Here is a 22774-nt window from a genome sequence, read left to right on the forward strand (position 1 = left end):
CATGACTGGTCTGTGGGACACGCGGGCGGCCTCGGTCTTGGCGGATAGGGGCCGCTTTCCGCGTGTCAGGGGTGAGGTCGGCCATCTCAAGCCACCTCGACATGTGCGTCGGCTGCGTGGCGACTTGCCGTAGTTGGCGCGACGATGAAGAGGTCCGCGAACAGGTCCGGACCGAAGACGTCTACAACGCCAGCGATAAAGCGAGCTGACATTGCCGTCTTGCCACTCAGAACGCGGTAGACGGTTGTTGCGTTGACGCCGAGCCGTGCGGCCAGATCAACGTCGGTGGTAAGCCCTGCAAGCCGTCGGTAGGCGTCGAACTTGTCACGTCGAAGTACAAGGGTCGCCATGACCACCACTCCAGGGGTTGCCTTCATTGATGCAGTCCCTCTCCGCAAATGATTGCGTCGATGCATATGACGGTAGCTCTATGACTGCATCGATGCAACCCCCCGCAGGGCAGAGGGCTGGAATTGACTGCTTGCGCGCATATACGCTGTTGACCATGGCTGAGACCTGGTGGCAGTACCTCGAGCGGATCACCGACGGCGCCAGGCAAACCGCCATCTCGCGTGCGGCCGGCGTCGACAAGTCCACCGTCTGGCGCTGGAAGGCCGACAAGGCGACACCGAGTCCTGAAGCTGCGATCCGCCTTGCCCGTGCATACGGTCGACCAGTGGCCGAAGCGCTTGTTGCCTCGGGTGCCATCACCGCCGAGGAGGCAGGCATCACCGAAGTGACACGCGACAACACCCCCGCGGACCTCGCCGATGATGAACTGATCGAAGAGGTTCGGCGTCGCATGCAGCGCGCATCCCATAACTCTTAGTCAAGAGAAGGCTGTCGCGCCGCACAGTGCACCTGCGGTGCAGTAGAGGTGCGCCCACCGTGCAACAGCCCTCTTGGCCATCTACGATCAGGACAGCCTGTACGGCCCATGAAGGAGCCGAACGTGGACGTCATCGACTGGTGGACGGGGCATCGCGCTTCGGCGCTCCAAGCTGCTCTCCGTCTCACCTGCGACGAGTACGCCGCATATCTCGGAGTGTCTCGGCGCACCGTCATGAACTGGCGCGCAAACCCCTCGGTCGTTCCATGCAAGCTGCACCAGCGCTGCCTCGACACCGCCCACAAGCGAGCCGATGTGGACGAAGCCGCTCGATTCGCCGTGATCCTGCGCGAGGCAGGTCAATCTGCACATGCGACACCCGCAGATCAGGAGTGGACCGATGACGACATGAACCGCCGCAATCTGCTGCGACTCTTCACGGTGGCCGGCGCAGTTGTAGCAGCACCACAGACCGCCGACATGCTCGACCTCGACAGGCTCAGCCCGGCCAGGCGAAGCAACCGCATCGACCCCGAAACGATCAACCAGTACGACACGCTGAACAGCCACCTGTGGCAGGTGTTCATGCTCGCCAGCGCCAAGAACAAGATCTACCCGCTCGTGCAGGACCACCTCGCCACGCTCGTCAACAGCCTGCAGCGGTCCGCCGCCGGCGACGACCACCGCCGCCTCTGCGCGCTGGCTGGAGACGCATTCCAACTCGCGGGCGAGATCTTCTTTGACGCCAGCCGCTACACCGACGCCGCCCACTGCTACACCCTCGCCGCCAGCGCCAGCAAGGAAGCCGGCGCATACGACCTGTGGGCATGTGCGATGGTTCGGCACGCGTTCGTTGGGATCTACGACCGCCGTTACTCCGAGTCCGCGCCCATGCTCGACGTCGCGGCCCGGCTCGCCCGCCGCGGTGATAGCTCGCTGTCCACCCGGCATTGGGTCGAGGTCGTGCGCGCCGAGGCCCTCGCGGGGCTGGGCGACTTCGACGGTTGCCAGCGTGCCCTCGACGCCGCCGAAGAGGTGCGCGGCATGACAGGGCAGTTTCACAACGGCGGCTGGCTGCGCTTCGACGGTGGACGCCTCGCGGAGGAGCGGGGCACCTGCTATGTCACCCTGCGTCGCCCTCAGATGGCCGAGGCAGTCCTCAGTGAGGCGCTCACGCACACCCTCTCCACCCGCCGCCGCGGCGGAGTGCTGGTGGACCTGGCCACGCTCGGCGCCCAGCAGGGAGACAGGGACCGGGTGCTCGACTACGGCCGGGCCGCCGTCGAGCTCGCCCGCTCAACCGGCTCCGGAGTCATCGGCAGCAAGCTGCGCGGGCTCCAACGCCACATTGGAAGCCTGACCGCCGACCAGCGGATCGACGTCTTGAGCCACGACATCGACGAGCTGGCCACCACCAGCTGAGAGAAGGAGCTACCTTGCAGGAACCGGGCCGGATCTTCCGTGAGGCGTGGATCGCCGGCGTGAAGACGCACTTCCCAGGCGAACCGAAGCCGGGCTACATCACGCCGTGGGAGGAGACTCCCGAATGGGAGCGCCGGGCCGCGGCGAACACTTTCGCGATCGTCCGAGAGTTCATCGAGGACACCGGCCAGCAGGGCATCGACCGGCTCTCGCGCGAGCAGCGCGGCCGATTTGTTGCGCTCTGCTGGATCGGCCAGATCTACGCCGCGTTCGACGACCCGAAGCCGTCGTATGTGGCGGACTGGGAGGACCTGCCGGAGTGGCAGCGCGAGACCGACGCTGACATCTTCGATCGCATCTACGATCACATCGTGCCTGCTTGAACCATTGAAGAAGAGCCCTGGCGCGGTTGGCGCCAGGGCTCTTTGTGTTCGCTTGCACCCTTGTTAGCCTCTGCCTCTTTGAGGCCCCAGCAACGAGGAACCTCGCGGTGTCACCCGCCGGCGCGACGAGTCGGCTACGGCGTGAAGGTGACCACGTGGTGAGTGCCGCGAAGCCGTGTCCGCGCCCAAGCCCGCGCGCCATCGACATCGTCTTGCCGCACTTCGTCCGTGAAATGCACGGGCGGCTCGGAGCGGTCAACGATCGGATAGTCAGGCATCGGACGCAACGCCCACCCGCCAGGCTCAGGATGAAGATCCCACCGCTCCTCCGGCGCTTCCTGCCAGGCCAGCATCTGGCGAACCCGCCCGCAAACAGCGGCCCACGTCTGCGCTCCCGGGGCAGCGGGCGCGTACCCGTACCAGCCGTTACCCAGATCCCTGCCTGCATCCATCAGCAGTCCACCCTCACCGACTCGGACACCGGCTCCGCGCGGTACTCGCGCCCCTTGCCGTCCTGGCCAGTCACCAGGATACGCAGCACCCATCGGCCGGGCTCACAGTTGCCGTACGTCAGCGCAAACAGCCTGCCCTCCGGTCCAGGAACCACGTCGTAATCCTCCGACTGGCGCTTCACCCAGCCGGACGCCTGTCGCTGCTGCAGCGTCAACGTCATGTGGTGGCTGCGCGGCGGCACATCGCACCGCGCCTTCACCACCGCCTTGATCCAGACGGCGTCGCCGTCCGGGTCCGGCCGGAACGCCTTGGGTGGAGTGTCGGTAGTGAGGACGCAGCCGTAGTTGGGAAGCCCTGACGCGCTGCCCGTCTTCCCGGCCTCGCACTTCTGGGCGGCCAGAGGCAGCGTCAACACGACTAGGCTCGCCGCGATTCGACGCACGTCACGCCCCCTTACCCTCGAGCGCGACGCGCCAGGTCGAGGATCGCGTCCACGACGAGCTCCGGCTGATCGTGGTGGATGTAGTGGCTCGCATTCTCGGCCACCACGTGCTTGGAGTCCGTGGACAGTGCCGCCAGGTCCTGTTGCAGTGGGTACCAGTCTCGGAAGTGCCCGCGCTGGTGCGCGACCTCTTCCGGTGTGGTGGCATCCGGCCCGACCTCGCTGCACGTCAGCACAGTCAGCGGGATGTCTCCCAGCGCCCCAGTCCTTCGCCGAACCGCGGCGCCGAGCTGCGCGCGCAGCGCCCACTCCCACCAGGAGGTGCGCCGCCGCCGATCGGCGAGAAGCTGCGCAACGGCAGCGTCCGCGTACTCAGACGGCCACCATGCAGACCTCAGGTCCTTGAAGCCAAGCTCGACGGCGAGCCGGCGCACACCGAACCACTGCAGCCGGCGCCGGGCCCCGTATTTGACGGTGCGCCAGTGGTAGCCCGGGATGCGGACCTGGTCCGGGTGGCTGGAGTCGATGAGCACGATGCCCGATACCTCGTTCGGGTAGCTCGTGGCGAACAGGCGCACGATGAAGCCGCCGATGGAGTGGCCGACGAGTATGAAGGGCGGGTCGATGCCGGCCCGGTGTAACGCCTGATGCAGGTCGTCGGCCGCGTCCATGAGTGCCATGGGGTTCCAGACGGGGTCGCTGTAGCCGAGTCCGGCCCGGTCGAAGATGACGGCCGTCGTCTCCTGTGCGAGTTCGGGCAGCAGGGGCGCGAGGTCGTAGGTGGTCTCGCCGAGCGCGGGCACGAGCACTACCGCTGGGCCGCCCTCTCCTTCGGTCCAGAGGTGGATGCGCCGTCCGCCGATGTCGACGAGCCGGCCGGGTGGTTGATAGCGGCGGCGGTCGCGGGCCGATCCCCACGTCTGGTAGGCGGCTGACGCGAGGCCGAGCCCGGCTGCGGCGGTGGCTGCGGCGAGTGATCGTCTGATTGGCACGCCCTCCACGCAACCAACGCGGCCTGGTTGCGTCACGGCTCCGGACGGTCACAAACGGCTACCGAATCACGCTCTTGCCGTGGCCTAGCTCTGCGCCGGCGGGTGTCCCTTACGGAAGGCTGGGATGCCATGGTCATCACGAATCCGGCGGATGTAGGCGCCCTTGAAGGGTGAATCTTCCTCGGCCTCAACCGGCCGGACGCCGCCGCGCATCCCCTTGACGATGGCGGCGATCAATTCCTCGCGTGCCTGATTGTGCGCCTTCTCGGTCCGCTCATACTTGCGGGTCGCGGCTCGGATCTCCTCGCGCAGTGCTGCGATTTCGTCGTCTCCCATGCGACCCAATATAGCGCTATGCCGTTGCGCAATCCAGAGTGTTGCGCTAGCGTGTAGCGCAACGGGACAGCACAAAAACGAACAGGCCAGGTGCGCCAACACCCGGCCCGCTCTGAGTCCCAGCCCTCCGAGATCGATCTGGAGACCGAGGGAGAGACCTGTGGAGAATTCCACCACACCCCACCCGATTGCCGCGAACTGCCTGAGCTGCGGACGCAAGCTCACCGCCGCCGCCAGCATCGCCGCCGGCCGCGGACGCACCTGCCAGGCCAAGGTCAGGAAGGCCGCCATCGCCGCCGACCTCACCACCTACAAGCCCGAGCAGATCGCCAAGGCCGCCGAGCTCATCGACCAGAACGCCATCGTCCCCACCTCCCGCGACCGCCTGTACGCCGCGGTGTCGTCCGACGGCACCACCACATACCTCGTAGACCAGGCCGCCCACACCTGTACCTGCAAGGCCGGCGAGCGCGGCATCCGCTGCTACCACCTCGCCGCCGCCGACGTCCTGGCCTACGTGACCAGGCGGGCCGCGTGATGGCCGCCCCGCTCGTCGCCTCCAACGCGGGCTACCGCGAATTGCTGAAGCACCTGCACGCGGCCCCTGGCTGGCGCCACTCCCTCACCATTCTCGAGGTCGACTTCCCCGTGGCGTTCTTCCGCCGCGTCGAGGGCCCGTTCGTCGGCTTCTGGTTGGACGTGCCCGCCCACGACGACCCCGACTGGTGCGCGCAGGTCGCCGAGATCGTGAACGGTGTCGAGCAGGGCGACCTGCCCGACTGGGCGCCCGGGTGGCCTCTGCGGAAGCCAGCCCCGGGCCGGCCCGCCCGGAAGGCTCGCCGAGGCCGACTTCACCCGCGGGCCAGCCGGTGAGCCGGAATCGCAACCGGCCGGCGCACGTGCGAGGCGAAGCCGGGTACAGGCTCAGGCTCCGCCTCGCCGCCCGCGACGGCGCCCGCTGCTTCTACTGCCAGGCGCCGTTCGAGAACCTGGCCGCGGCCACCCTGGACCACTACGTGCCGTACCGGCTGTGGCGCACCCACACCAGCGCCAACCTCGTGCTCGCCTGCCGGCCGTGCAACCACGCCAAGGGGTGCGCGCTGCCGTGGCCTCTTGCCTGGCTGCTGCTCGCACACATCCCCGCCGCGTCCGTCAAGACGGCCGCTTGACCCACACCTCGAACAGGTGAGCGACGGCGTTTACGGCGCTTCCGTCCACCTTTGATCCCCTAGCCTGTGTGTTCAGGAGGACCGGAAATGGATCTCTCGACTCGGACCAGAGACCGCATCGCCATCGAACCCCCGCCTGTCGCCGTTCCCGCCCAGCGGCAGACGTGCCAGCCCTGGTGCGTCGACCACACCGACGACCTGTGCAACGCCGCCGACATCCCCATTCCCGGAGAGGTCCCCGGCGGCGGCTCTATCGACCCGTATGTCGGACTGATGAGCATCCCCGAGGATGGGCCGCGCATCATCGTCTACTGCGAGCGGGACGAGCATCTCACCCTGGACGAAGCCGAGGAGTTCGCTCACGCCCTGCTCGCCCAAGTGGCTCGAGCCCGCTCGCTGAGATGAGACCGGGTCGTCAGCCGGGAGCAGGGCCGAGCTTGTCGTCGAGCACGACGTCTGGGATGGGGGGCCCGTCCTTCGCTGCCGGATCGACAGCGTCCACCACCTCGGCGAAGGCGGCATACACGCGCCTCGCAATGGCAATGTCCGGGGTTGAGTAGTAACGCACTTGGGTCCTCATCGCCGCGAGGACAGTCACCAGGGCGGGCCCAGAGAGCGGAACTCGAACCATCACCTCGTCGCTGGTGGTCGGCGTTGGCGTGACCGCGAACCGTGTCACCTTGGTGATGTACGACCATGTGTCGATATGGCAGACGAGTCCGACTTGCGAGATGCCGGCCGCCTTCGTCATGCGGTTGTGGTGGAGCTTCCATCGCTTGGGGTGAAGGTCACGTAGTTCCATGGCGTCAGCGTGACTCCCCGTGATCAATGAGGCAAGAGTTCGTTACAGCCGCGCACAACGGAACCCCCCGAAGCGTTCAGGTACGGGGGGTTCGTTGTGTCGGGGTGGGAGACCGTAGGGAGACCGGCAGGAATGGACGTGACCGGTTTGAAGCGTATTTGTTGACACCGGTCGAACCGGTCGCATCGCCTCGACCAGCCAGAACCTTGATCCCGCGACATTTGTCGATACCGGCTGACACGATGAGCATCGGACTCATAATCCGTGGGTCGTGGGTTCAAGTCCCACCCGCCCTACCACGCCAGCCTGCGGCTTTACCCGAATCCGTAGCCGCGTCATCTGATCGTGAGTCACGGTGAGCCACGCGTGAGTCACGTCGCCTCCCGGGCCTTGCCGATCTTCCGGTTGGCCGCCCGGACCGCCTTCAGCACCAGTCTCGCCGTCGCCTTGGCGCTGTCGTGGTACAGCTGCGGCAGCACCGAGACGTAGGTGTCGGCGGTCAGCACGATGCTGGCATGCCCCAGCGTGCCCTGCACCACCTTCAACTCCGTGCCCGACGCCAAAGCCAACGTCGCAGCTCCATGGCGCAGGTCGTGCAACCGCACCGGCGGCAGCCCGCTCGCGGCCACCAGCTTGTGGAAGCGGTGGGTGAGATAGCTCGGCTGCACCGGCGCTCCGCTCCCTGCGGTGAAGATCGGGCTTGTCGGTGACCACCGCTCGCCCGGCATCCGGCGCTGCGCACGCTCGTGCCGGCGCAGCAGCCGCACGGTCTCCGGATCGAGTGCCAAGGTTCTCCGGCTGGCCGCGCTCTTCGGTTCGCACCGGAGCAGCCCCTCGTCGGTGTGCACCAGCTGATGGGTGATGGTGAGCTCGCGCCGCTCCAGGTCGACGTCCACCCAGCGCAGCCCGGCCACCTCCCCGCGCCGGAGCCCGCGCAGGGCCACCAGCCACCACAGCACGAACAACGGATCCTCATGTGCGAAGCGCAGGAAGGCGGCCAACTGCTCGACCGTCCACACCGCCACAGGCGGCTGCTCTCCCCCGCGCCGCCAGGCAGCCTCGCGACGAGCCGTCCACACCACCGGATGCATCCGCGCCGGCGCCGGCAACCGGACGCCCTGCGCCGGATTGACGACGATCAGGTCCTCACGCACCGCGTGGTTCAGCGCCGCCCGCAACGTCGCCCGGATCCGCTCCAACGTCGATGCGCTGATCGGCTGGCCGTACCGATTCCGCCGCCGCCCCAGCGCCACGAACATCCGCGTCACGTCCCGCCGCGACAACTCCACCAGCTTGACACGGCCCAGATATGGGATCAGATGCAGCCGCACATGATCCCGGTAGGCCCGGTGCGTGGTCGGCCGCAACCGCGACTCCACCACCGACAACCAGTACCGCAACCACTGCCCCACCGTGCACCCAGCGGAAAGCGGCCCGTCCGCCTCCGCCGTCAGCAGTTCACGGCCCGCTGACCGCGCTGCCTCAGAGCTCTTGAACCCACCGTGCCGAACCCGCTCCCGCCGACCCGACGCCCCCACAATTTGAACCGCGAAGTACCAGCTCCCATGCTCGGCCTCGGCCAACCGGCTGCAACGGCCACCCAGCCGCCTGCCGCTGACCTCGTCGCTGCATCCGCACCGCTTGTACACCACGCAGTGCCCGTGTTCGTTCTTCTCCATCGCCCCGCCTTTGAGTCGTCAGCAGGACAACGTATGAGCCGGGCAACAACAGAACCAAGAACGGGAAGCAATCGGGTAAGCCATAGAAGACGCCCGCCGGCATAGGCGCCAGCTTGTTGGCGGCGGACAATTCTGATCCCGTCACGAGCGTGGGAGAGGTTGAAACATCAAAGTGACGGGCTCCCGGATCCAGCTAGTAGTAGACCATGCGGAGTCGAGCATCGCCGTTGAGAAGAGCCAGCCACGCCCCAGTGGGTGATGTCGTTGTCGGCTGCGGCGGGTCTTAAGGTCGTGTTCGCCGACCATTCGGCAACCTCATCGAGCTCTTCGGATTATTGCCATAGTGAAGTCTGCCCCGTCTCGACATCGACACAGAGATCGGTAATCTCATCCGTTCCCAGTCCGCAGACGAGGCGTACACGCGGGGCAGGGATAGCCCATGGGCGAGTCCTGACCTGCTGGCAGAGAGCATTGATGCTGGCCTCTTGCCATTGGGAGTCAGCGGTTGCAAGGAGTATCTGGTCGGCGTGAAGCTGCTCAGCGAGCAGGGCTCGCTTCGCAGCCGTATGGGCAAGCTTCGATTTTCCTAGCGACCCCGGTCGTTTCGCTTCTGCGGTAATCAGTTGTCCATCGCTGAGTGCAATCAGATCGGCCTCTGCAAGCGGATTTGCGTCGGAGGTTACCAATTCGAGCTCGGCAACATCGATATAACTGCGCGCCTTGGTGCGCAAGTAGTGCGACAGAAGGAGAGGGATGTCACCGTCTTGGCTGAGATGCTCGCGGACGGTCGGGTGTAGATCGTAATACCACTGCGGCTCGGTGTCCGGCTCCCGCCAACGAGGTTGGGACAGGTTGTTCAGCGCTGAACAGCGGGAGCACCGGTTGACCTGGGCAAGGTTGTCGATCATAGTGAAGGCTGGTTTGCCGCACTGCGCGCAGCCGAGGATGAGCCCTCGCCGGAGAACGCCTCGCGCCAACATATCGTCTACCTGGCGGCGGAAGGCGACTACCTCTTCGGCTTCTGCTTTGCCGTGATCGAGGATGCCAGCAAAGGTCAAGTATCCTTCCCAGAGGTTATCACCGGCGCCGGTGGGGAGGACGACGCCATCGGTTTTCTTGAATTTGAAGTCAGACTTCTTGCCTGCGGGTCGAAACGTTCGCAAAACCGGCAGCATCGGCCCCGCGAAGTGTGCGGCCAAGGCCGTGCGATCCCCCCAGAGGTGTCGCATGACCTCCACCCGGCGTCCGGCCCCAGAGAATTCCACGCGCTTGCCGCCTCGCCTAGCCATGAGGTCGGCCCATGTGGTCAGACTCGGGACCCGGAAACGGGGCCGGGCCAGACGGGATACTGGCGGCGTACCTGCGGCGATGAAGTTGTAACGCTCCGACTCGTAGACGATGCCGTCACGCCCGCTGCGGATCCATGTCAGGTAGGAATCTTCGCCCTCCGCCAGCAGAGCATGACCGTCAAGTCCTCGGCCGTAAGGCATGATCGCCTCGGTCAGTTCGATGTCCACCTGCCATCGCAGCGCTGTGGACGCCGCAAGAGTCGGATGGTTGATGGCCGGGGGCGGACAGGGCACGACCATCTCGATGTCGCCAGCTTCGCTGCGGGTGATGGGGATGGCGTAGTCGTGATTGAACTGATCGGCTACGGCAAGAAATTGGACTCCCTCTCCAGGCCAGTCAACAGTACCGCGCGTGAGCCGCTCCTCATATTGCCGGGCGATACTCTCCTCGTCTCCGGAAGTCCAGAAGATGGGCTGACGGAGACCCGCCACGATCGAGTCGAGCGTGGAGTCGGTGGCCGAGGTGGTGGTGACGGTGATGTTGTCACCTTTCAAGACGTGACCGGAGATCGCTGTTCGGACGGCGAAGTCCATGCCCCTCTCTCCGGTGTCGTTTGCTGTCAGCCACACGGTAGGCAACCAGATCCCGCCTCCGTAAAGGCGCTGATACACATAGGCGAGAGCGAAGTCCTCCGCCGCATCGCCGACGGATAACATGATGCGACGCCGTGATCTGAACCCTCGGCCGATCAGCGTAAGGCCATGCTTGGTCCTCTCGAACGCGGTAGGTAAAGAACCGGGGTCGACGCTAGACGCCGCAGCGGGATGCCACACGATGTCAGGCGGCAGCGTGCCAAGCCCTCCATCAGGGTCCATCAGCCAGGAAACCAGACGCCGGAACACAGACTCATCCAGACCAGGCTCGGCGCCAAGTTGGGGTTCCTCAACCGCACCGCATCGAGCGGCGACCGCAACACCGAGCGTGCCGGCCCACTCCGGCGGAGCGCTGAGACATACGTCCGTAGGGTTGCCGGGGATGTCCGCGGCCTTCGACAGGTGGGGGGAGTCGCCGTTAGCGGCTATCCAGGTGACGTGTTCGTCCCACCCGGTCTCGTCACTGACATGACGGCGGCGGTGCGATGAGCAGACCTCGGCCACCCGCTTTCGCGCCTGCTCGTCTGCCTCCCATGGGATCGGCATGTCTCCGGCTTGCTCGATGAGTTGATCGCGAGCCGTACCCTCCGACCGCTTACCGTCAGAGTCCAGAAGGCTGAGTGCGCCAGGCATCGCTTGTTCAATCGTGCGGACGGTCCGCTGCAAGGTAACGACGTAGTCGGGATCGTACGCGCGTGCCGCTGCGAGCAGGGCCGGATGCACCGTGCCGTTATTGTGCGGGATGAGAATGAACCCTTCGCCGCCCCAGAATTTCGTGCAGGCATAGAGGGCGAACCGCGCCCAGAAGTGCCAGCGCTCCCCAGCGTCGAAGACCACCGCGACCCGCGGCGGGCGCAAGCACATCCGAAGAGTCGCGTATCCCGAATCATCGGCCAACGATCCCCCTAGCGAAACGACAGTTATCGGTCATGATGTGCCAGCGTCGTACATCCCATCACGCTTCCGGGGTAGCTCGCGTCGGCCGCGGGCCCACCCGAGGCCAGGTAGCCGAGCGGATACCACCCCAGGGTTACTGGTCGGCTAGACAGCGATGGCCGCTCAGGCGAGCCGCCATACGCATACGTTATCAACGTTAAGGGTGGCACTCAGGACCCAGCTGAGAGTTACAGTGATTGGCGTGGCTGGCGATGTCATGGCATCCGGCGGTTCGTCCGGCAGCGGGTTCAGCAAGAGAGTCAAAGCGCTATCGCTCACTAAGCCGTTACACGAGCTTGATGAGAGGAAGGGCCTCGTCACCTGGGCGAATGCGCGAGCGTACCCGATGGCCGAGCTGGCCTTGCACACCATTGACATCGTCGCGATCGCTCAGGACTTCGAAACGGGCGCCGGGCACGAATACGTCATCGAACGACTCGCGGGATTCGTCCGGGAGATCGCTCCGGACCGGCCAGCGAGCGAGTGGACGGCCGTGGCGCGCTGGGTGCTGAACGGTCTGCTCAACTCCCAAAATGTCGAGCGGGGCTTCACTTCGACTTATGGCATGACGGATGAAGAGGGGCGTCACCAACGGCTGCTCTTCCGTTTCCGGCTCCTGGAGGAACAGCGGGATGAGCGCGGTGGTCTGGTCCTAAGAGCGTCCAACGAAGCACTCAACGTGCTGGTTGGGGCTCTTGACACAGATGTCGAGAGTGCACAGATCGCTGCCGAGGTTCGGCTCCAGAATCTGATCAAGCGGGGAAGACTCGAAGACGCCAGACTGGTCGCGGAGCAGGCGAGAGTGCGGACGATCCAGTTGGGAGAAGATATCCGGGCGCGTCTCGACGCCACCCGTCGCGACGTGTGGTCGGTCGACTGGATGGAGGCGATGCCCGCGCTGCTCGATGAGGCATTGGAGCACATCGAGGAGCGGGTCGTCATGGAGCGCGGGATCGCATCACAGGTCACTCAGCTGCGAGACGAGGCCATCGATCCTGACCCCAAGCGAATGGCGGCCGAGCTGGTGGATATCGTCGAAGACTGTATTCGCCGACACACAGTACTGCAGCGATGGTTGATCGGGGCGCGCACGGTCTTCCGGGAGGAGCAGGACCGGCAGGAGTTCTCAGGAAGGTCTGACGGTCTCGGTATCGATTTGTACGGAAGCCTGCTCAAACCGCTGATGGGCCTCTCCATCGCCGAGGCCGCTGAACCCGTCGCGCGCTTTTTCGCCGCGTCCAGTGGGCCTGAACCGGACTGCCCGGTCCATCTGGCGACGCTCGTCCCAATGCTGCTCGATCCTCCACCCGAGCGCCCCCGTCACGCCGAGCCCGTTCCCGAGCCCGACCTCGTTGCGCCGATCGAGCGCGGTGGATTCACCGAAGAGGAGTGGCGTGCCGCCGAAAGTCTCCTCAACTTGCCGGGCCGGGTCCGCTACCTGTCGGATCTTCTCGCTGAGGCGTCGGAGTCCGATCTTGAGAATCTTCCGGAACTGGTGGCCTTGCTGGCCCTGCACTCCTTCGGGCCGGAAGCGCTCTCAAGCGTTCGCCGCGGAGACGGCATGATGCGCCTGGCCGTACTCGCGGACGCCCCGCTCGAGGTCCCCGGTTTCGGCGGTGACGACCTTCTGGTGACTTCGGCGCTTGTCGAGGGAAACAACGAAAGGACAGACGGGCAGTGAACGCGGTTCTGAATGACGAGGACGACATCGAAGCCGCCGGCCGTCTCGTCTCCTATGGCTTCCGGCCTCGATTGCGTCCGGCACGCGATCCTGACTACGCGGCCCTCATCCGGCGTTACTGCGAAGACCCCTACTTCGAGCAGGTCGTCCACCAGTATGTGGCGGGGCTTAAAGTGCGCATCGTAGGGATCACCGGCCGTGCCGGTGCCGTTCTCGCACCGTTGCCCGGCTCAGTCTTCGAGACGAAGCTTGAAGCCTATGCTCGGGTGTTCCGTCCAGCCCAACACAAGGAGACCGAACGCGTCCTCCACGGCATCGTTCATCTGGCCACGGCCGCACTCGGTTTTCCCCGGCCCGCCGATCTCGTCGATGACAGCTACGTCGGCCGGGTCTCGATCAAGGAGGTCGACCGGGTCGTCCAAGACGTCTGCAAAGAACTGGACTCGCGTGCCTCGGCGATTGGCGAGAACGGCGATCCCCCACAGGACGAACCGAAGCTAGAGCGGGTATGGCGGCTGTACGCCCGCCGCCCGGACGCCACGGAGACCCGAGATGATCGGGTAGCGCCCCACACCAACGAGGCGCTCATCTCCAGAGTCGTGAAATACCTCGTCGAAGAGGGCATGCTCACGCCTTACAGCGAAGAGGGCGAGGAGAGCGATCGGGTTTTCCGGACGACCAGCCGATACCAACTACAGGTCCGGGAGCTCGCAGCTCTCGAACTGTTCAAAGAGCTGACCAGAATCATGGACGGACCTCCCGCTGGGGGCGGCGGTTTGAGCCGGCGGCCGGATTCCTCACCACTCCTCGGAGCCGACTGAGATGTACGAGATCTCGCGGATCTACCTCCGCTCGGTCGGTCCGGCCGGGGCGCGGTATGAGAACGTCCTGCTCGACTTCAGCAAGGCGGGGCATCCGGTCACCGGGTATCAGGGCAACTTGTTCGCGAGCGTGTCGGAGGTCCTGCGCCCGTCTCCGGCGAGCATCATTTTCCTGGAGAACGGCGGGGGCAAGTCCGTCCTTCTGAAACTCGTGTTCTCCGTCCTGCTTCCCGGCGTCCGCAACACCGTCGGCAGTGCCGACGGAAGCACCTTGGCCGACTTCGTGGGCGCCAAAGACATCTCACATGTCGTCTTGGAGTGGACACACACGGTAACAGGACGACTGCTGATCACTGGGAAGACCATGGCATGGAAGGGGCAGGCGGTTTCCGCGGTCGCCGACAACTTCCTTGAGCAGTGGTATTGCTTCTTTCCAACCGAAACGCTCCACCTCGACAACCTTCCACTGGTCGAGAATGGCCGCTATCTGACCTTCCAGGCGTTCCGGTCTCAGATGAACGCGGGGTTCACCGAGGACCCCCGGCTGGATCTCTACTGGCTCAGGACCCACCGCGACTGGACGGAGCGCTTGGGGAAGCTTGGTATCGACACTGAACTCTTTCGCTACCAGCGACATATGAACGCGGGAGAGGGCGAAGCGGTCCGGGCGTTCGCTCTCGAGACAGACGATCGGTTCGTCGACTTCCTTTTGGAAGCGGTCCTTCACGAAAAGGAGCTGATGCCACTCGCCGACCTCGTCGCCGAGCACGTCGACAAGTTGGCCAGGCGCGCGACCACCCTGCTGGAGCGGGACTTCGTTGACGGAACCTTGGCGTTGCTCGAACCGCTGCGAAGAGACGCAGAACGCGCTGCGGTCTCTCAGAAGAGGTCGGAGCAGGCGCAGGCGTTCATAAGTGCTTTCGCTGGCCGCATCGCCGCTCGGCGGGATCGGGAGAAGTCCTCGCTGGTAGATCTAGTGGAGAAGGTGAAAGCAGCCGAGAGCGACTTCAAGGCCGCCGACACTGCGGTCGCCGACCTACGACGACGCGAAGATGCGCTACGCCTTCAGAAGGCCTCACTGGAACTCCATGAGGCGGAGCGGCACGCGAACGAGGCAGCTGGTAAAGCCCTCCGAGCCGATACCGAGGTCAAGGCCTGGGAGAGCACTGACAAGGTGCTCGAGCATCTAAAGAACTCGGCCGAGGCGGAACGGCTCCGCATACTCGTTCAGCTACACGATGTACAGGCACGCCCCGTCCTCGAAGCTCGTACGATCGCTGCCAAGCGCCTCGCCCGCGCTCTTCTCGGTCTCGCGCAGGAGGCAGCCGAGGCCGCGTCTGGCTGGGATGAAAGAGCTGAGGATCATGAGAAGCAAGCAATTTCCGCACGCAAGACCCAGCAGGAGGCGATAGCGGCAGCCGCCACGGCCGAGGCGAACGCGGCTCAGTTCTCCAAGATGATCGCCGGCGTAGACGGGCAACTCAGCGAAGCCGTAAGGGACAACTTCATCGACTCGGTTGAAGAACTCCCGATCGCGCTCTCGGCCGCCCAGCAGAAACTGGAGGACTCCGTGAAGGAAGTTCTCAGCATCCAGAAGCGGATCAATGAGCTCATTGATAACGGACCAATCCTTGATGCGGATCTGCGCACTGCGGATTCTCAAGCAAAGGATGCCGAGCAGCGAGACAGGACGGCGAGAGCCGCGGTCGAGGCGGCCTATCAGCGGCGCGGTCTTCTTGAGTCCGAGGAACGTCTCGCGGCACTCCTCGACACCGAGGATGTCCGCCTCGAACAAGACGCTCCAGCTCTTGTGAAGCTCCTGACCCAGGCAATCGCGGACTGCACTCGCGACAGTGTGGGTCTCATGGTCGAAGAGGCCCGGGATGAACGCGACCGTCTAGCTCTAGCCGAAGGCGACCTACTGCCTCCGCCAATCGAGGTAGAGGAGGCGTGCGCAGCACTCGGTGCTGAGGGCGTCCAAGCCTGGCCAGGGTGGGAATATGCCGCCGGGATTCCCGATCCGGACCGCCGACACGAGTTCATCCGCGTCCACCCTCATCTGGTGGCCGGCATCCTGCTGAACTCGAAAGACGACATCGACAGTGCCAGGCGGATCCTCTCCGGGGACCGGCACCAGTCGGCATGGGCTGTGACTATCGCCGCAACAGAGGCGCTGGAACAGCCCAGTCCGAGCGCACCGGCCTTGGTTCTACCTTTCAAACCTGCGCTCTACGACCCGGCGGAGGCTGACCAGGAGCATCAGCGGATCGAGACGCGGCACCAGGAGCGGACCGCAAACCTCGCTTTGCTCGCAAAGTCCCGCCAGAGGGACATTGATCTATCGAGGAGGGTCGGCGACTGGTTGCGAGACTATCCTGCGGGTCGCGTCGCCGAGCTCGAAGAGCAGCGGGACAGAGCTGCTGAGCAGTACGCCGCAGCTCTGTCCACCGTCACGGAAGCCGAACAGGCGAAGGAACGGAATGACGCCCTCCTCACCCGAGCGCGCACAAAGCAACTGGTCGCGACGGAAGAGAAGATCGAGCTAGAGAAGCGAGCCCGAGCACTCGAGGCTCTGACCGAGCAGGCAGCGAAGATGCTTGGCTGGCGGAACGAGCAGAAAGCACTAGTAGAGCTCGCACGGATGAACCGCGATGCCGCCGAGGCTCACGGACGACGAGCACAGGACGAGAGCAACAAGGCCACGCAGGCGGTGCTGGCCGCCGATCAGCAGCGCAGAGCGGAGCAAGACCTCCATGGGGAGAGAGCCGCGCTACCGGGCTGTGAAGGAGTAACGGTCGGGGATGAGCGACCGTCCGAGCCCGTCCCGGTACTGCGCGACCTCTACGAGACTGCCGCCGAGCGCTACCGAACTACCGGCAGCGTCCAGGATTTGCGAGATCGGCTCGCGGGCGCAGAGAAGGCGGCTACGACGACGGCGACTGCCTACGAGACGCTATCCGCCAATGTCCGGGAACGTGCCAAGGAGCTTCTCGGCACGCCGGAAGGCGCTAGCGCTACCAGCCGAACGTCGGCGTTGGGACTAGCCTCACGAGTGAAGACCGCCGCGGACCAAGAGCACCAGAACGCGCTCGTACTCTGCGGAGAGCGACGCAACGAGGTTCAGCGACAACAGGAAGCTTGGAACGACAGCAACGTCGGACCTGCCGATGAGCTCCACGATTTTCTGCCAACAGACGTCGTGATCTGCGATCAAGGCATCCAGGAAACACATGACGCGCTAGCAAAGGCCATTCCTCTGGCCATCGATCGAGAAAAAGCACTCCTCAGCCGGCGACGGGAACACTCGGACGCGAAAGAAGCAGCCCAGTCCTTCGAGACAATGGCTGACATTCTCCGGGAGGACCTGCCCGAAACCGTCAGCGTGCCTTATGAGGGCGACTACCTGGCCGCCAAAAGCGAACACGCCATTCTGATTACCGCGAGGAAATCCGCACGATCCATGGCAACAGAAGGCGCAGACTTGGTCAAAATGTCGGCACGTGCCCTACATGCCTTCAGCAGGGAGGAGCGATTCGCACAGCTGAGCGCTGCGGTCCAGCGTGAGATCAACGGGACAGAGGCTGAACGGCTCGCCGAGAGCGCTCCGCATTGGGAAGAACGGCTCCGTCCTCGGCTCCGGTCCCTCAACGACGATCTGGAGCACACCGAGCGGCATCGCCGGACCATCGTGACCCTTCTTAAAGGGGAAGTCGGCAAGGCACTCAACATCCTGCGCTCCGCTCAACGAGTCTCCCGGCTCCCGAGTCACCTCGGTGATTGGCGAAACGAGGAATTTCTACGCTTCCAGTACGACCGCCTAAGCGATGAAGTGCTCATCGACCGTCTCGGTGAGGTCATCGACGAAGCGGCCGCTGGCAGAACTTCCGACAACCGCAAAGTCCAGCGCACCGGCCTCGCCTTAGTGCTTAGGGCCATCCACGCCGCCGTACCCAGAGGGTTCAAGGTCCTCGTCCTCAAACCCGACACAACTCTGCGCGTTGAACGCGAGCGAGTGTCACGAGTGAAGAAGGTCTTCTCCGGCGGCCAGCAACTCACCGCCGCCATCCTCCTCTATTGCACCATGGCGGCGCTTCGGGCCAACGACCGGGGGCGGCGACTGGACCACCGCGCCGGCTTGCTGTTTCTCGACAACCCGATCGGTCGGGCCAACGCCGACTACCTCCTTGATCTTCAACGGTCTGTCGCACACGCGCTCGGCGTTCAGCTCATCTACACGACGGGGCTCTTCGATGACAAGGCGCTCCGCCAGTTCCCTTTGATCATCAGGCTTCGCAACGACGCCGACCTCCGATCTGCCCGGAAATACCTGTCCCTTGAGGCACGCATCAAGGGACAGCTCGACCACCTACCCCCTGCCGACGGCACAGGACTGATCACTGCTGCGAGAATCTACGACCATGGCAGAGACCCCGGAGAACCTTCTTCCCAGGCGAGAACGTGAGCTCGCCGCCGGGCTCCGTCAGTGGGCCACCGACCGTGGCCTCGGTAAAGGCTCCAAGACCCGCATACCGATCCAAGACGTCTTCGATATCTTCCGCCGTATCAACAACCGCAACCCCGACGACGTCTACGAACCGGAAGTGCTCGCTCATCTCCTCCAGCAGCTCGAGCTTCATCACATCATCAAATCGCTCCGAGAGCTGACTCCCGAGAAAATCCCACTTCCTGTCGGGATCTGGCTGCTGCCTAAGCCTGTATCGCAACCGTCCCCTACCCCCATGCCGCCTTGGCATCCTGAACTCAGCTTCCTCGCCCCTGGTTGGAAAACAGCGGGTCGACGTCAACGGGCTGCCTACGCTGCCATAAACACGTGGCTGAAAAGCTCTCCTGATCTGACACCGCTTCCCCTTCGCGAGCGCACGTTGGAGATCTTCGGTACCCATGGCTCCGATGATGACTTTCCTGTCCCTGAAAAGGCCCTCGACAACCTCAAGAGTGGCATCCTCTTCTCTGAACCCTCACGCCTCGACCGCATAATCCGCACTTTCCGACCACCGCTTCCTCTCCTCACCGAAACCTTCCCTGGCGAAGACGAAAGCGGCCGGTTCCATCGGGTAGGTGGAGGTGACATGCTATTGGTGATCGAGAACTCCACAACTTGGTGGTCCATCGTTGACAGCCTGCCGCCAATACATCGGCTCGGATATGTGGCCTGGGGAGTCGGAAACTCATTCCGTGCATCGATTCGATCGATTGCCGCCAAACACCGGATCACCGAAATCCGCTATTTCGGAGACCTTGACCCAAGCGGCCTAACCATCCCCCTCACAGCATCACGGGCCGCTATTGCGACTGGCCTCCCACCCGTTCTTCCGGCCAACGCTCTCTACGACCTGCTCCTGCGCGTTGGTCGACCTCGCCGCGGAACCGAGGCAGCCATCAACCCATCCGCTGCGGCTTCCCTCACCTCTTGGCTGCATTCTGCTCATCTCCAAGCCGTTACCGCCCTTCTCACCAACGGTCAGAGAATCGCCCAAGAATGGGCCAACCACCGTCATCTGACTCGTGAATCAGCGTGGCACCTGGACGTTATATGAAGGCACAATTGTCGTTGTTGATCGATCAGCCTTTTCCAGCCTCCAATAGTGCTCCTGCCAACGATCTTGTCCGCGAAGTTCAAGCGACATGCGAGTATTCAAGAAAGAGCTCGGCCGAGAGGTTCAGACCAGCGCTTCGCTCTCGATCCGTACGCGGCTTCGGAATTGCAACGCAGCGAGACCGTCGGGTCAGGGCTTGACGAACTTAGCGCAGGGTGTAGAACCACTGTACTCACAGATGAGAAGCCGCACCCTGCTGGGCTCCGCATCGATGGCCCCATGGTTGCTCAATGGTTGCTCGTGTACGTTCAGCCGGCGAGGAGACCCGGCCCTGCGCAAGGTGATGCCCTCAACGCGAAGGGGACAAATACCACATAATGCCGATGGTAAGAAATGCATGGTTGCTCGACGGTTGCTCGCGTGCACACGATACAACCCGGCACACATGGTCACGACCCGGCACCACGCGGGCGATAATTCCGACTGAAGCGATTCAAAGCGACACTTCGCGGCACCCAGCCACATCAACCAATGATTCTCATAATCCGTGGGTCGTGGGTTCAAGTCCCACCCGCCCTACTCTTCAATACCGCGTTCGACCTGGGGTTTCTCGGTTTTCGCCGGCCTCGGATCTCGTTTTTGATCATGGTTGGTTGCTCGGTGGTTGCTCTCGTGTACGGACCGTGTAATACGGTAGATCATTTAGACCGCCATCGTCAGCTCAGACCCCAGCGACAGTCACCAGAAGATCGCGCTGATGTCGACCGCCAAGGACGCCGGATTCTCCGCCTACGAGCAGGGCGCCGGTCGCGTCGACGTGGCCAGGGCCGTCTCCCAGGCCGTCACCTCCACCACACCGAACCTGGACTACGGCATCGTCCCGGTAGACGTGAACGACACCGCGGACAAGACGCTCACCTACGCCAACGACGGCACCGCCGAGGTGACGCTGACCCTCGCCGCCACCCTGGGCGAGAACAAGGACACGCTGACGCTGAGCACCCCGTCGGTGACCGTCCCGGCGGGCGGCACCGCGTCCGTCACCGTCACCCTGCACCCGGACGGCCTGCCCAAGGGCGGCCACACCGGCGCCGTGGTGGCCACGGGGCCGTCCGGCACGCGCGTCACGACCCCGGTGGGGCTGCGCCGAGGGCCCAAGCTGGTGCCGCTGACCGTGCACCTCATCGACAGGTACGGCAATCCGCCGTCGCCGATGTTGACCTGGGTGGCGGCGAGCGCGGTCGACGTCGTCGACAGCTTCAGCCCCGCCCAGGGCACGTTCGTCGCCGACGGCGTCTACCGCTACATGCTCGAACCGGGCACCTACAGCGTCCAGGCCGGCATCCAGCACAACACGGTCGACAGCGGGCCGCCCCCGGTCGCCCAGCTGTACGACCCCGAGGTGGTCGTGCCGGAGAAGGGCGCCGAGATCACCCTCGACGCCCGCGAAGCCGAACTGCTGCGCTTCACGACGCCCAAGCCGATCGACTGGCGGCACGCCCGAGGCAGCTTCTCCCTCGTGCGCACGGCCTGGGACGGCACCCCCATCACCTCCGGGAACATGGGGGCCCTCGGCATGAACGACTGGTACATCAGCCCCACCAAGAAGGTCACCAAGGGCAAGCTGCTGTTCTCGATGAGCGCCACGGCCGCCAACCCGCAACTGGCCGTACGCGCCGTGGCCCCGCAGCGGTACGCGATCGACGCCAGAACCTACGAGTACTTCGACGGTGGGCTGGGCTTCGACCTCGGCTGGGAGATGCCGTTCCCGGCCGGCACCCACCGCTACGACCTCGCGTACGTCGGCGGCGGCGCGAACCCGCAGGGTGACCTGCGCGGCAAGCTCGCGCTGATGACGATCGACCCCAGTGACACATGCCTCACCGACCTCGATCGGGTGCGGGCGCTGAAGGCCGCGGGCGCCGCCGGGATCGTGCTGTTCGCCAACGTCGTGGCCCCCGGCTGCTCGATCCCCACCTGGCCCAGCGGGGACGAGAAGCCGGAACTGCCGGTGATCCAGGTCTTCAAGGCCGTCGGCGACAAGCTCCGCGCCCGGCTCGCGGACGGCCCGGTGACGCTGGAGATCACCAACAACCCGAGCGTCGACTACACCTACCAGCTCCAGGACTACGAGGACGGCAGGGTCCCCGAGCCCGTCTACCGCTTCACCGACGGCCGGCTGCGGGCCGTGGACACCTCGTTCCACGCGCCGACGAGCCTCGACAGCCAGATGGAGATCTGGCACAGCCTCAAGCCGTTGCAGCGGGTGTCGTTCGCGACGGCCTTCCACTTCGCCGCCCCCTCCAGGCGGATCGAGTACTTCAGCGTGTCGGGCGCGGACACCCTGCGCAAGGGGAGCGTCATCGGCACCAGCACCAGGCCCTGGGGGCTGGACACGACGATCGAGAAGCCCGGCAGTGCCACCATGCGCTGGGGCACCGGTCCGGCCACCCCGGGCGGCATGGTGATCCCGGAGGTCCCCGGCGTCCTGAACAAGGTGTTGTGCGCGATGTGCCGGCTCGGCGACACGTTCCTGCCCGCCTACACGTACGTGACCGGCGACGGGCGGCTGGCCGGGCCCGGCGGGCTCTACAACGCCGACGTGAAGCTGTCCAGGGACGGCAAGGAGCTCCCGCGCATCGCAGGCGCGGCGGTCCCGATGTTCACGCTGCCCAAGGAGGAAGGCGTCTACCGGCTCGAACAGAGCGGCTCGGGCAACGCCAACGTCTGGACCTTCCACTCCAAGGCCCGCGACAAGGACACCGTCCCGCCGACGACCGACTGCCACCCGATCATGGGAACGTCCGGCTCGTGCAACCCGCAACCGCTGGTGTTCGTCGGGTACGACCTGGGTGACACCCAGGCCCTGGACAACACCGTACGCGCCGGTGGGCGGCACACGTTCCAGATCGACGTGACCCATTCCCCGTCGGCCGAGCGCATGCCCGCGGTCGCGGGGCTGAAGCTGGCCTACAGCACCGACGACGGCCGGACCTGGAAGGACGCCAAGGTCCGCAGGGTACGCACCGGCGTCTACACCACCACGCTCACCTACCCCGCCCTCGCCGACACCAAGAGGGCCGTCACCCTCAAGGCCGAAGCCTGGGACACCGGAGGCAACAGGATCGAACAGACCACCACCCGCGCCTTCCCCCTTCGCTGACCCCCGCAGCCGACCCGTACCCGCCGCCTGGCCAAGGGCGGCGGGTTCCGGCTTGTCATGCCGTCACGCCGGCCAGGCTCCCGGGCCCTCCCCCTCCACCGTGCCTGCCCCCCTTCCCCGACCTCCCATCCCCGCCCCTGTCATCTCGTCACTCCCCGTCCGCAG

General features: G+C 64.9%; 19 protein-coding genes. 12 read left to right on the forward strand and 7 right to left on the reverse strand.

The genetic code is table 11. From position 1 onward, the window contains the following. Nucleotides 1–86: 86 nt before the first annotated feature. Complete coding sequence (locus ACIBQ8_RS42220; protein WP_397194903.1) at nucleotides 87–350, reverse strand: helix-turn-helix domain-containing protein; 264 nt, start codon at nucleotides 348–350, stop codon at nucleotides 87–89. Between the two features lie 155 nt (nucleotides 351–505). On the opposite strand from ACIBQ8_RS42220, the gene ACIBQ8_RS42225 reads away from it, so the two are divergent. The 3 genes from ACIBQ8_RS42225 to ACIBQ8_RS42235 all read left to right on the forward strand — a co-directional run bounded on the left by ACIBQ8_RS42225 (nucleotide 506) and on the right by ACIBQ8_RS42235 (nucleotide 2634). Further along, on the forward strand, nucleotides 506–829 hold the full coding sequence (locus tag ACIBQ8_RS42225) for a helix-turn-helix domain-containing protein (RefSeq protein ID WP_397194904.1): 324 nt from the start codon (nucleotides 506–508) through the stop codon (nucleotides 827–829). A gap of 123 nt (nucleotides 830–952) precedes the next feature. Further along, nucleotides 953–2251, forward strand: a complete 1299-nt coding sequence (locus ACIBQ8_RS42230; RefSeq protein ID WP_397194905.1) for a transcriptional regulator — start codon at nucleotides 953–955, stop codon at nucleotides 2249–2251. Nucleotides 2252–2265: 14 nt separating this feature from the next. Then, a complete protein-coding gene (locus tag ACIBQ8_RS42235; protein WP_397194906.1) occupies nucleotides 2266–2634 on the forward strand; it encodes a hypothetical protein in 369 nt (122 codons plus the stop codon). A gap of 451 nt (nucleotides 2635–3085) precedes the next feature. Here the strand turns inward: ACIBQ8_RS42235 and ACIBQ8_RS42240 are convergent, their stop codons facing one another. The 3 genes from ACIBQ8_RS42240 to ACIBQ8_RS42250 form a co-directional block, all read right to left on the reverse strand. Further along, nucleotides 3086–3529 carry a hypothetical protein gene (locus ACIBQ8_RS42240; RefSeq protein WP_397194907.1) on the reverse strand — a complete coding sequence of 148 codons (444 nt, stop codon included), beginning with the start codon at nucleotides 3527–3529 and terminating at the stop codon, nucleotides 3086–3088. 11 nt (nucleotides 3530–3540) lie between these two features. After that, nucleotides 3541–4521 carry an alpha/beta fold hydrolase gene (locus ACIBQ8_RS42245; protein ID WP_397194908.1) on the reverse strand — a complete coding sequence of 327 codons (981 nt, stop codon included), beginning with the start codon at nucleotides 4519–4521 and terminating at the stop codon, nucleotides 3541–3543. Between the two features lie 84 nt (nucleotides 4522–4605). Then, entirely contained in the window at nucleotides 4606–4857 is a 252-nt protein-coding gene (locus tag ACIBQ8_RS42250) for a hypothetical protein (protein ID WP_397194909.1), read from the reverse strand. 160 nt (nucleotides 4858–5017) lie between these two features. On the opposite strand from ACIBQ8_RS42250, the gene ACIBQ8_RS42255 reads away from it, so the two are divergent. The 4 genes from ACIBQ8_RS42255 (at nucleotide 5018) to ACIBQ8_RS42270 (ending at nucleotide 6431) form a co-directional block, all read left to right on the forward strand. Next, a complete protein-coding gene (locus tag ACIBQ8_RS42255) occupies nucleotides 5018–5395 on the forward strand; it encodes a DUF6011 domain-containing protein (protein WP_397194910.1) in 378 nt (125 codons plus the stop codon). Then, the gene (locus ACIBQ8_RS42260; protein ID WP_397194911.1) at nucleotides 5395–5730 is read left to right on the forward strand and encodes a hypothetical protein; all 336 of its coding nucleotides are present in this window, start codon (nucleotides 5395–5397) and stop codon (nucleotides 5728–5730) included. Before ACIBQ8_RS42255 ends, ACIBQ8_RS42260 begins: the two co-directional genes overlap by 1 nt. Before the next feature lie 26 nt (nucleotides 5731–5756). Next, nucleotides 5757–6026 (forward strand): HNH endonuclease, encoded by a 270-nt coding sequence (locus ACIBQ8_RS42265; RefSeq protein WP_397194912.1) that lies wholly within the window; start codon nucleotides 5757–5759, stop codon nucleotides 6024–6026. A gap of 87 nt (nucleotides 6027–6113) precedes the next feature. After that, the gene (locus ACIBQ8_RS42270) at nucleotides 6114–6431 is read left to right on the forward strand and encodes a hypothetical protein (protein ID WP_397194913.1); all 318 of its coding nucleotides are present in this window, start codon (nucleotides 6114–6116) and stop codon (nucleotides 6429–6431) included. Between the two features lie 10 nt (nucleotides 6432–6441). Here ACIBQ8_RS42270 and ACIBQ8_RS42275 read toward each other — a convergent pair whose 3' ends face one another. The 3 genes from ACIBQ8_RS42275 to ACIBQ8_RS42285 all read right to left on the reverse strand — a co-directional run bounded on the left by ACIBQ8_RS42275 (nucleotide 6442) and on the right by ACIBQ8_RS42285 (nucleotide 11347). Further along, nucleotides 6442–6828, reverse strand: coding sequence for a hypothetical protein (locus ACIBQ8_RS42275; protein ID WP_397194914.1), 387 nt, complete (start codon nucleotides 6826–6828; stop codon nucleotides 6442–6444). Nucleotides 6829–7199: 371 nt separating this feature from the next. After that, a complete protein-coding gene (gene xerC, locus ACIBQ8_RS42280; protein WP_397194915.1) occupies nucleotides 7200–8507 on the reverse strand; it encodes a tyrosine recombinase XerC in 1308 nt (435 codons plus the stop codon). A gap of 332 nt (nucleotides 8508–8839) precedes the next feature. After that, nucleotides 8840–11347, reverse strand: a complete 2508-nt coding sequence (locus ACIBQ8_RS42285) for a hypothetical protein (protein WP_397194916.1) — start codon at nucleotides 11345–11347, stop codon at nucleotides 8840–8842. A gap of 241 nt (nucleotides 11348–11588) precedes the next feature. Between ACIBQ8_RS42285 and ACIBQ8_RS42290 the strand changes: the two genes are divergently transcribed. The 5 genes from ACIBQ8_RS42290 to ACIBQ8_RS42310 all read left to right on the forward strand — a co-directional run bounded on the left by ACIBQ8_RS42290 (nucleotide 11589) and on the right by ACIBQ8_RS42310 (nucleotide 22609). Then, nucleotides 11589–13067 (forward strand): hypothetical protein, encoded by a 1479-nt coding sequence (locus tag ACIBQ8_RS42290; protein WP_397194917.1) that lies wholly within the window; start codon nucleotides 11589–11591, stop codon nucleotides 13065–13067. Then, nucleotides 13064–13888, forward strand: a complete 825-nt coding sequence (locus tag ACIBQ8_RS42295; protein WP_397194918.1) for a hypothetical protein — start codon at nucleotides 13064–13066, stop codon at nucleotides 13886–13888. The genes ACIBQ8_RS42290 and ACIBQ8_RS42295 overlap by 4 nt, the downstream gene beginning before the upstream one ends. Before the next feature lies 1 nt (nucleotide 13889). After that, complete coding sequence (locus ACIBQ8_RS42300) at nucleotides 13890–18350, forward strand: hypothetical protein (protein ID WP_397194919.1); 4461 nt, start codon at nucleotides 13890–13892, stop codon at nucleotides 18348–18350. Continuing rightward, nucleotides 18307–19446, forward strand: coding sequence for a Wadjet anti-phage system protein JetD domain-containing protein (locus tag ACIBQ8_RS42305; RefSeq protein WP_397194920.1), 1140 nt, complete (start codon nucleotides 18307–18309; stop codon nucleotides 19444–19446). Before ACIBQ8_RS42300 ends, ACIBQ8_RS42305 begins: the two co-directional genes overlap by 44 nt. Nucleotides 19447–20203: 757 nt before the next feature. Beyond that, nucleotides 20204–22609, forward strand: a complete 2406-nt coding sequence (locus tag ACIBQ8_RS42310) for a PA domain-containing protein (RefSeq protein WP_397194921.1) — start codon at nucleotides 20204–20206, stop codon at nucleotides 22607–22609. Nucleotides 22610–22774: the final 165 nt, after the last annotated feature.

The organism is Nonomuraea sp. NPDC049646 (genome assembly GCF_044465525.1).
GTDB lineage: Bacteria > Actinomycetota > Actinomycetes > Streptosporangiales > Streptosporangiaceae > Nonomuraea.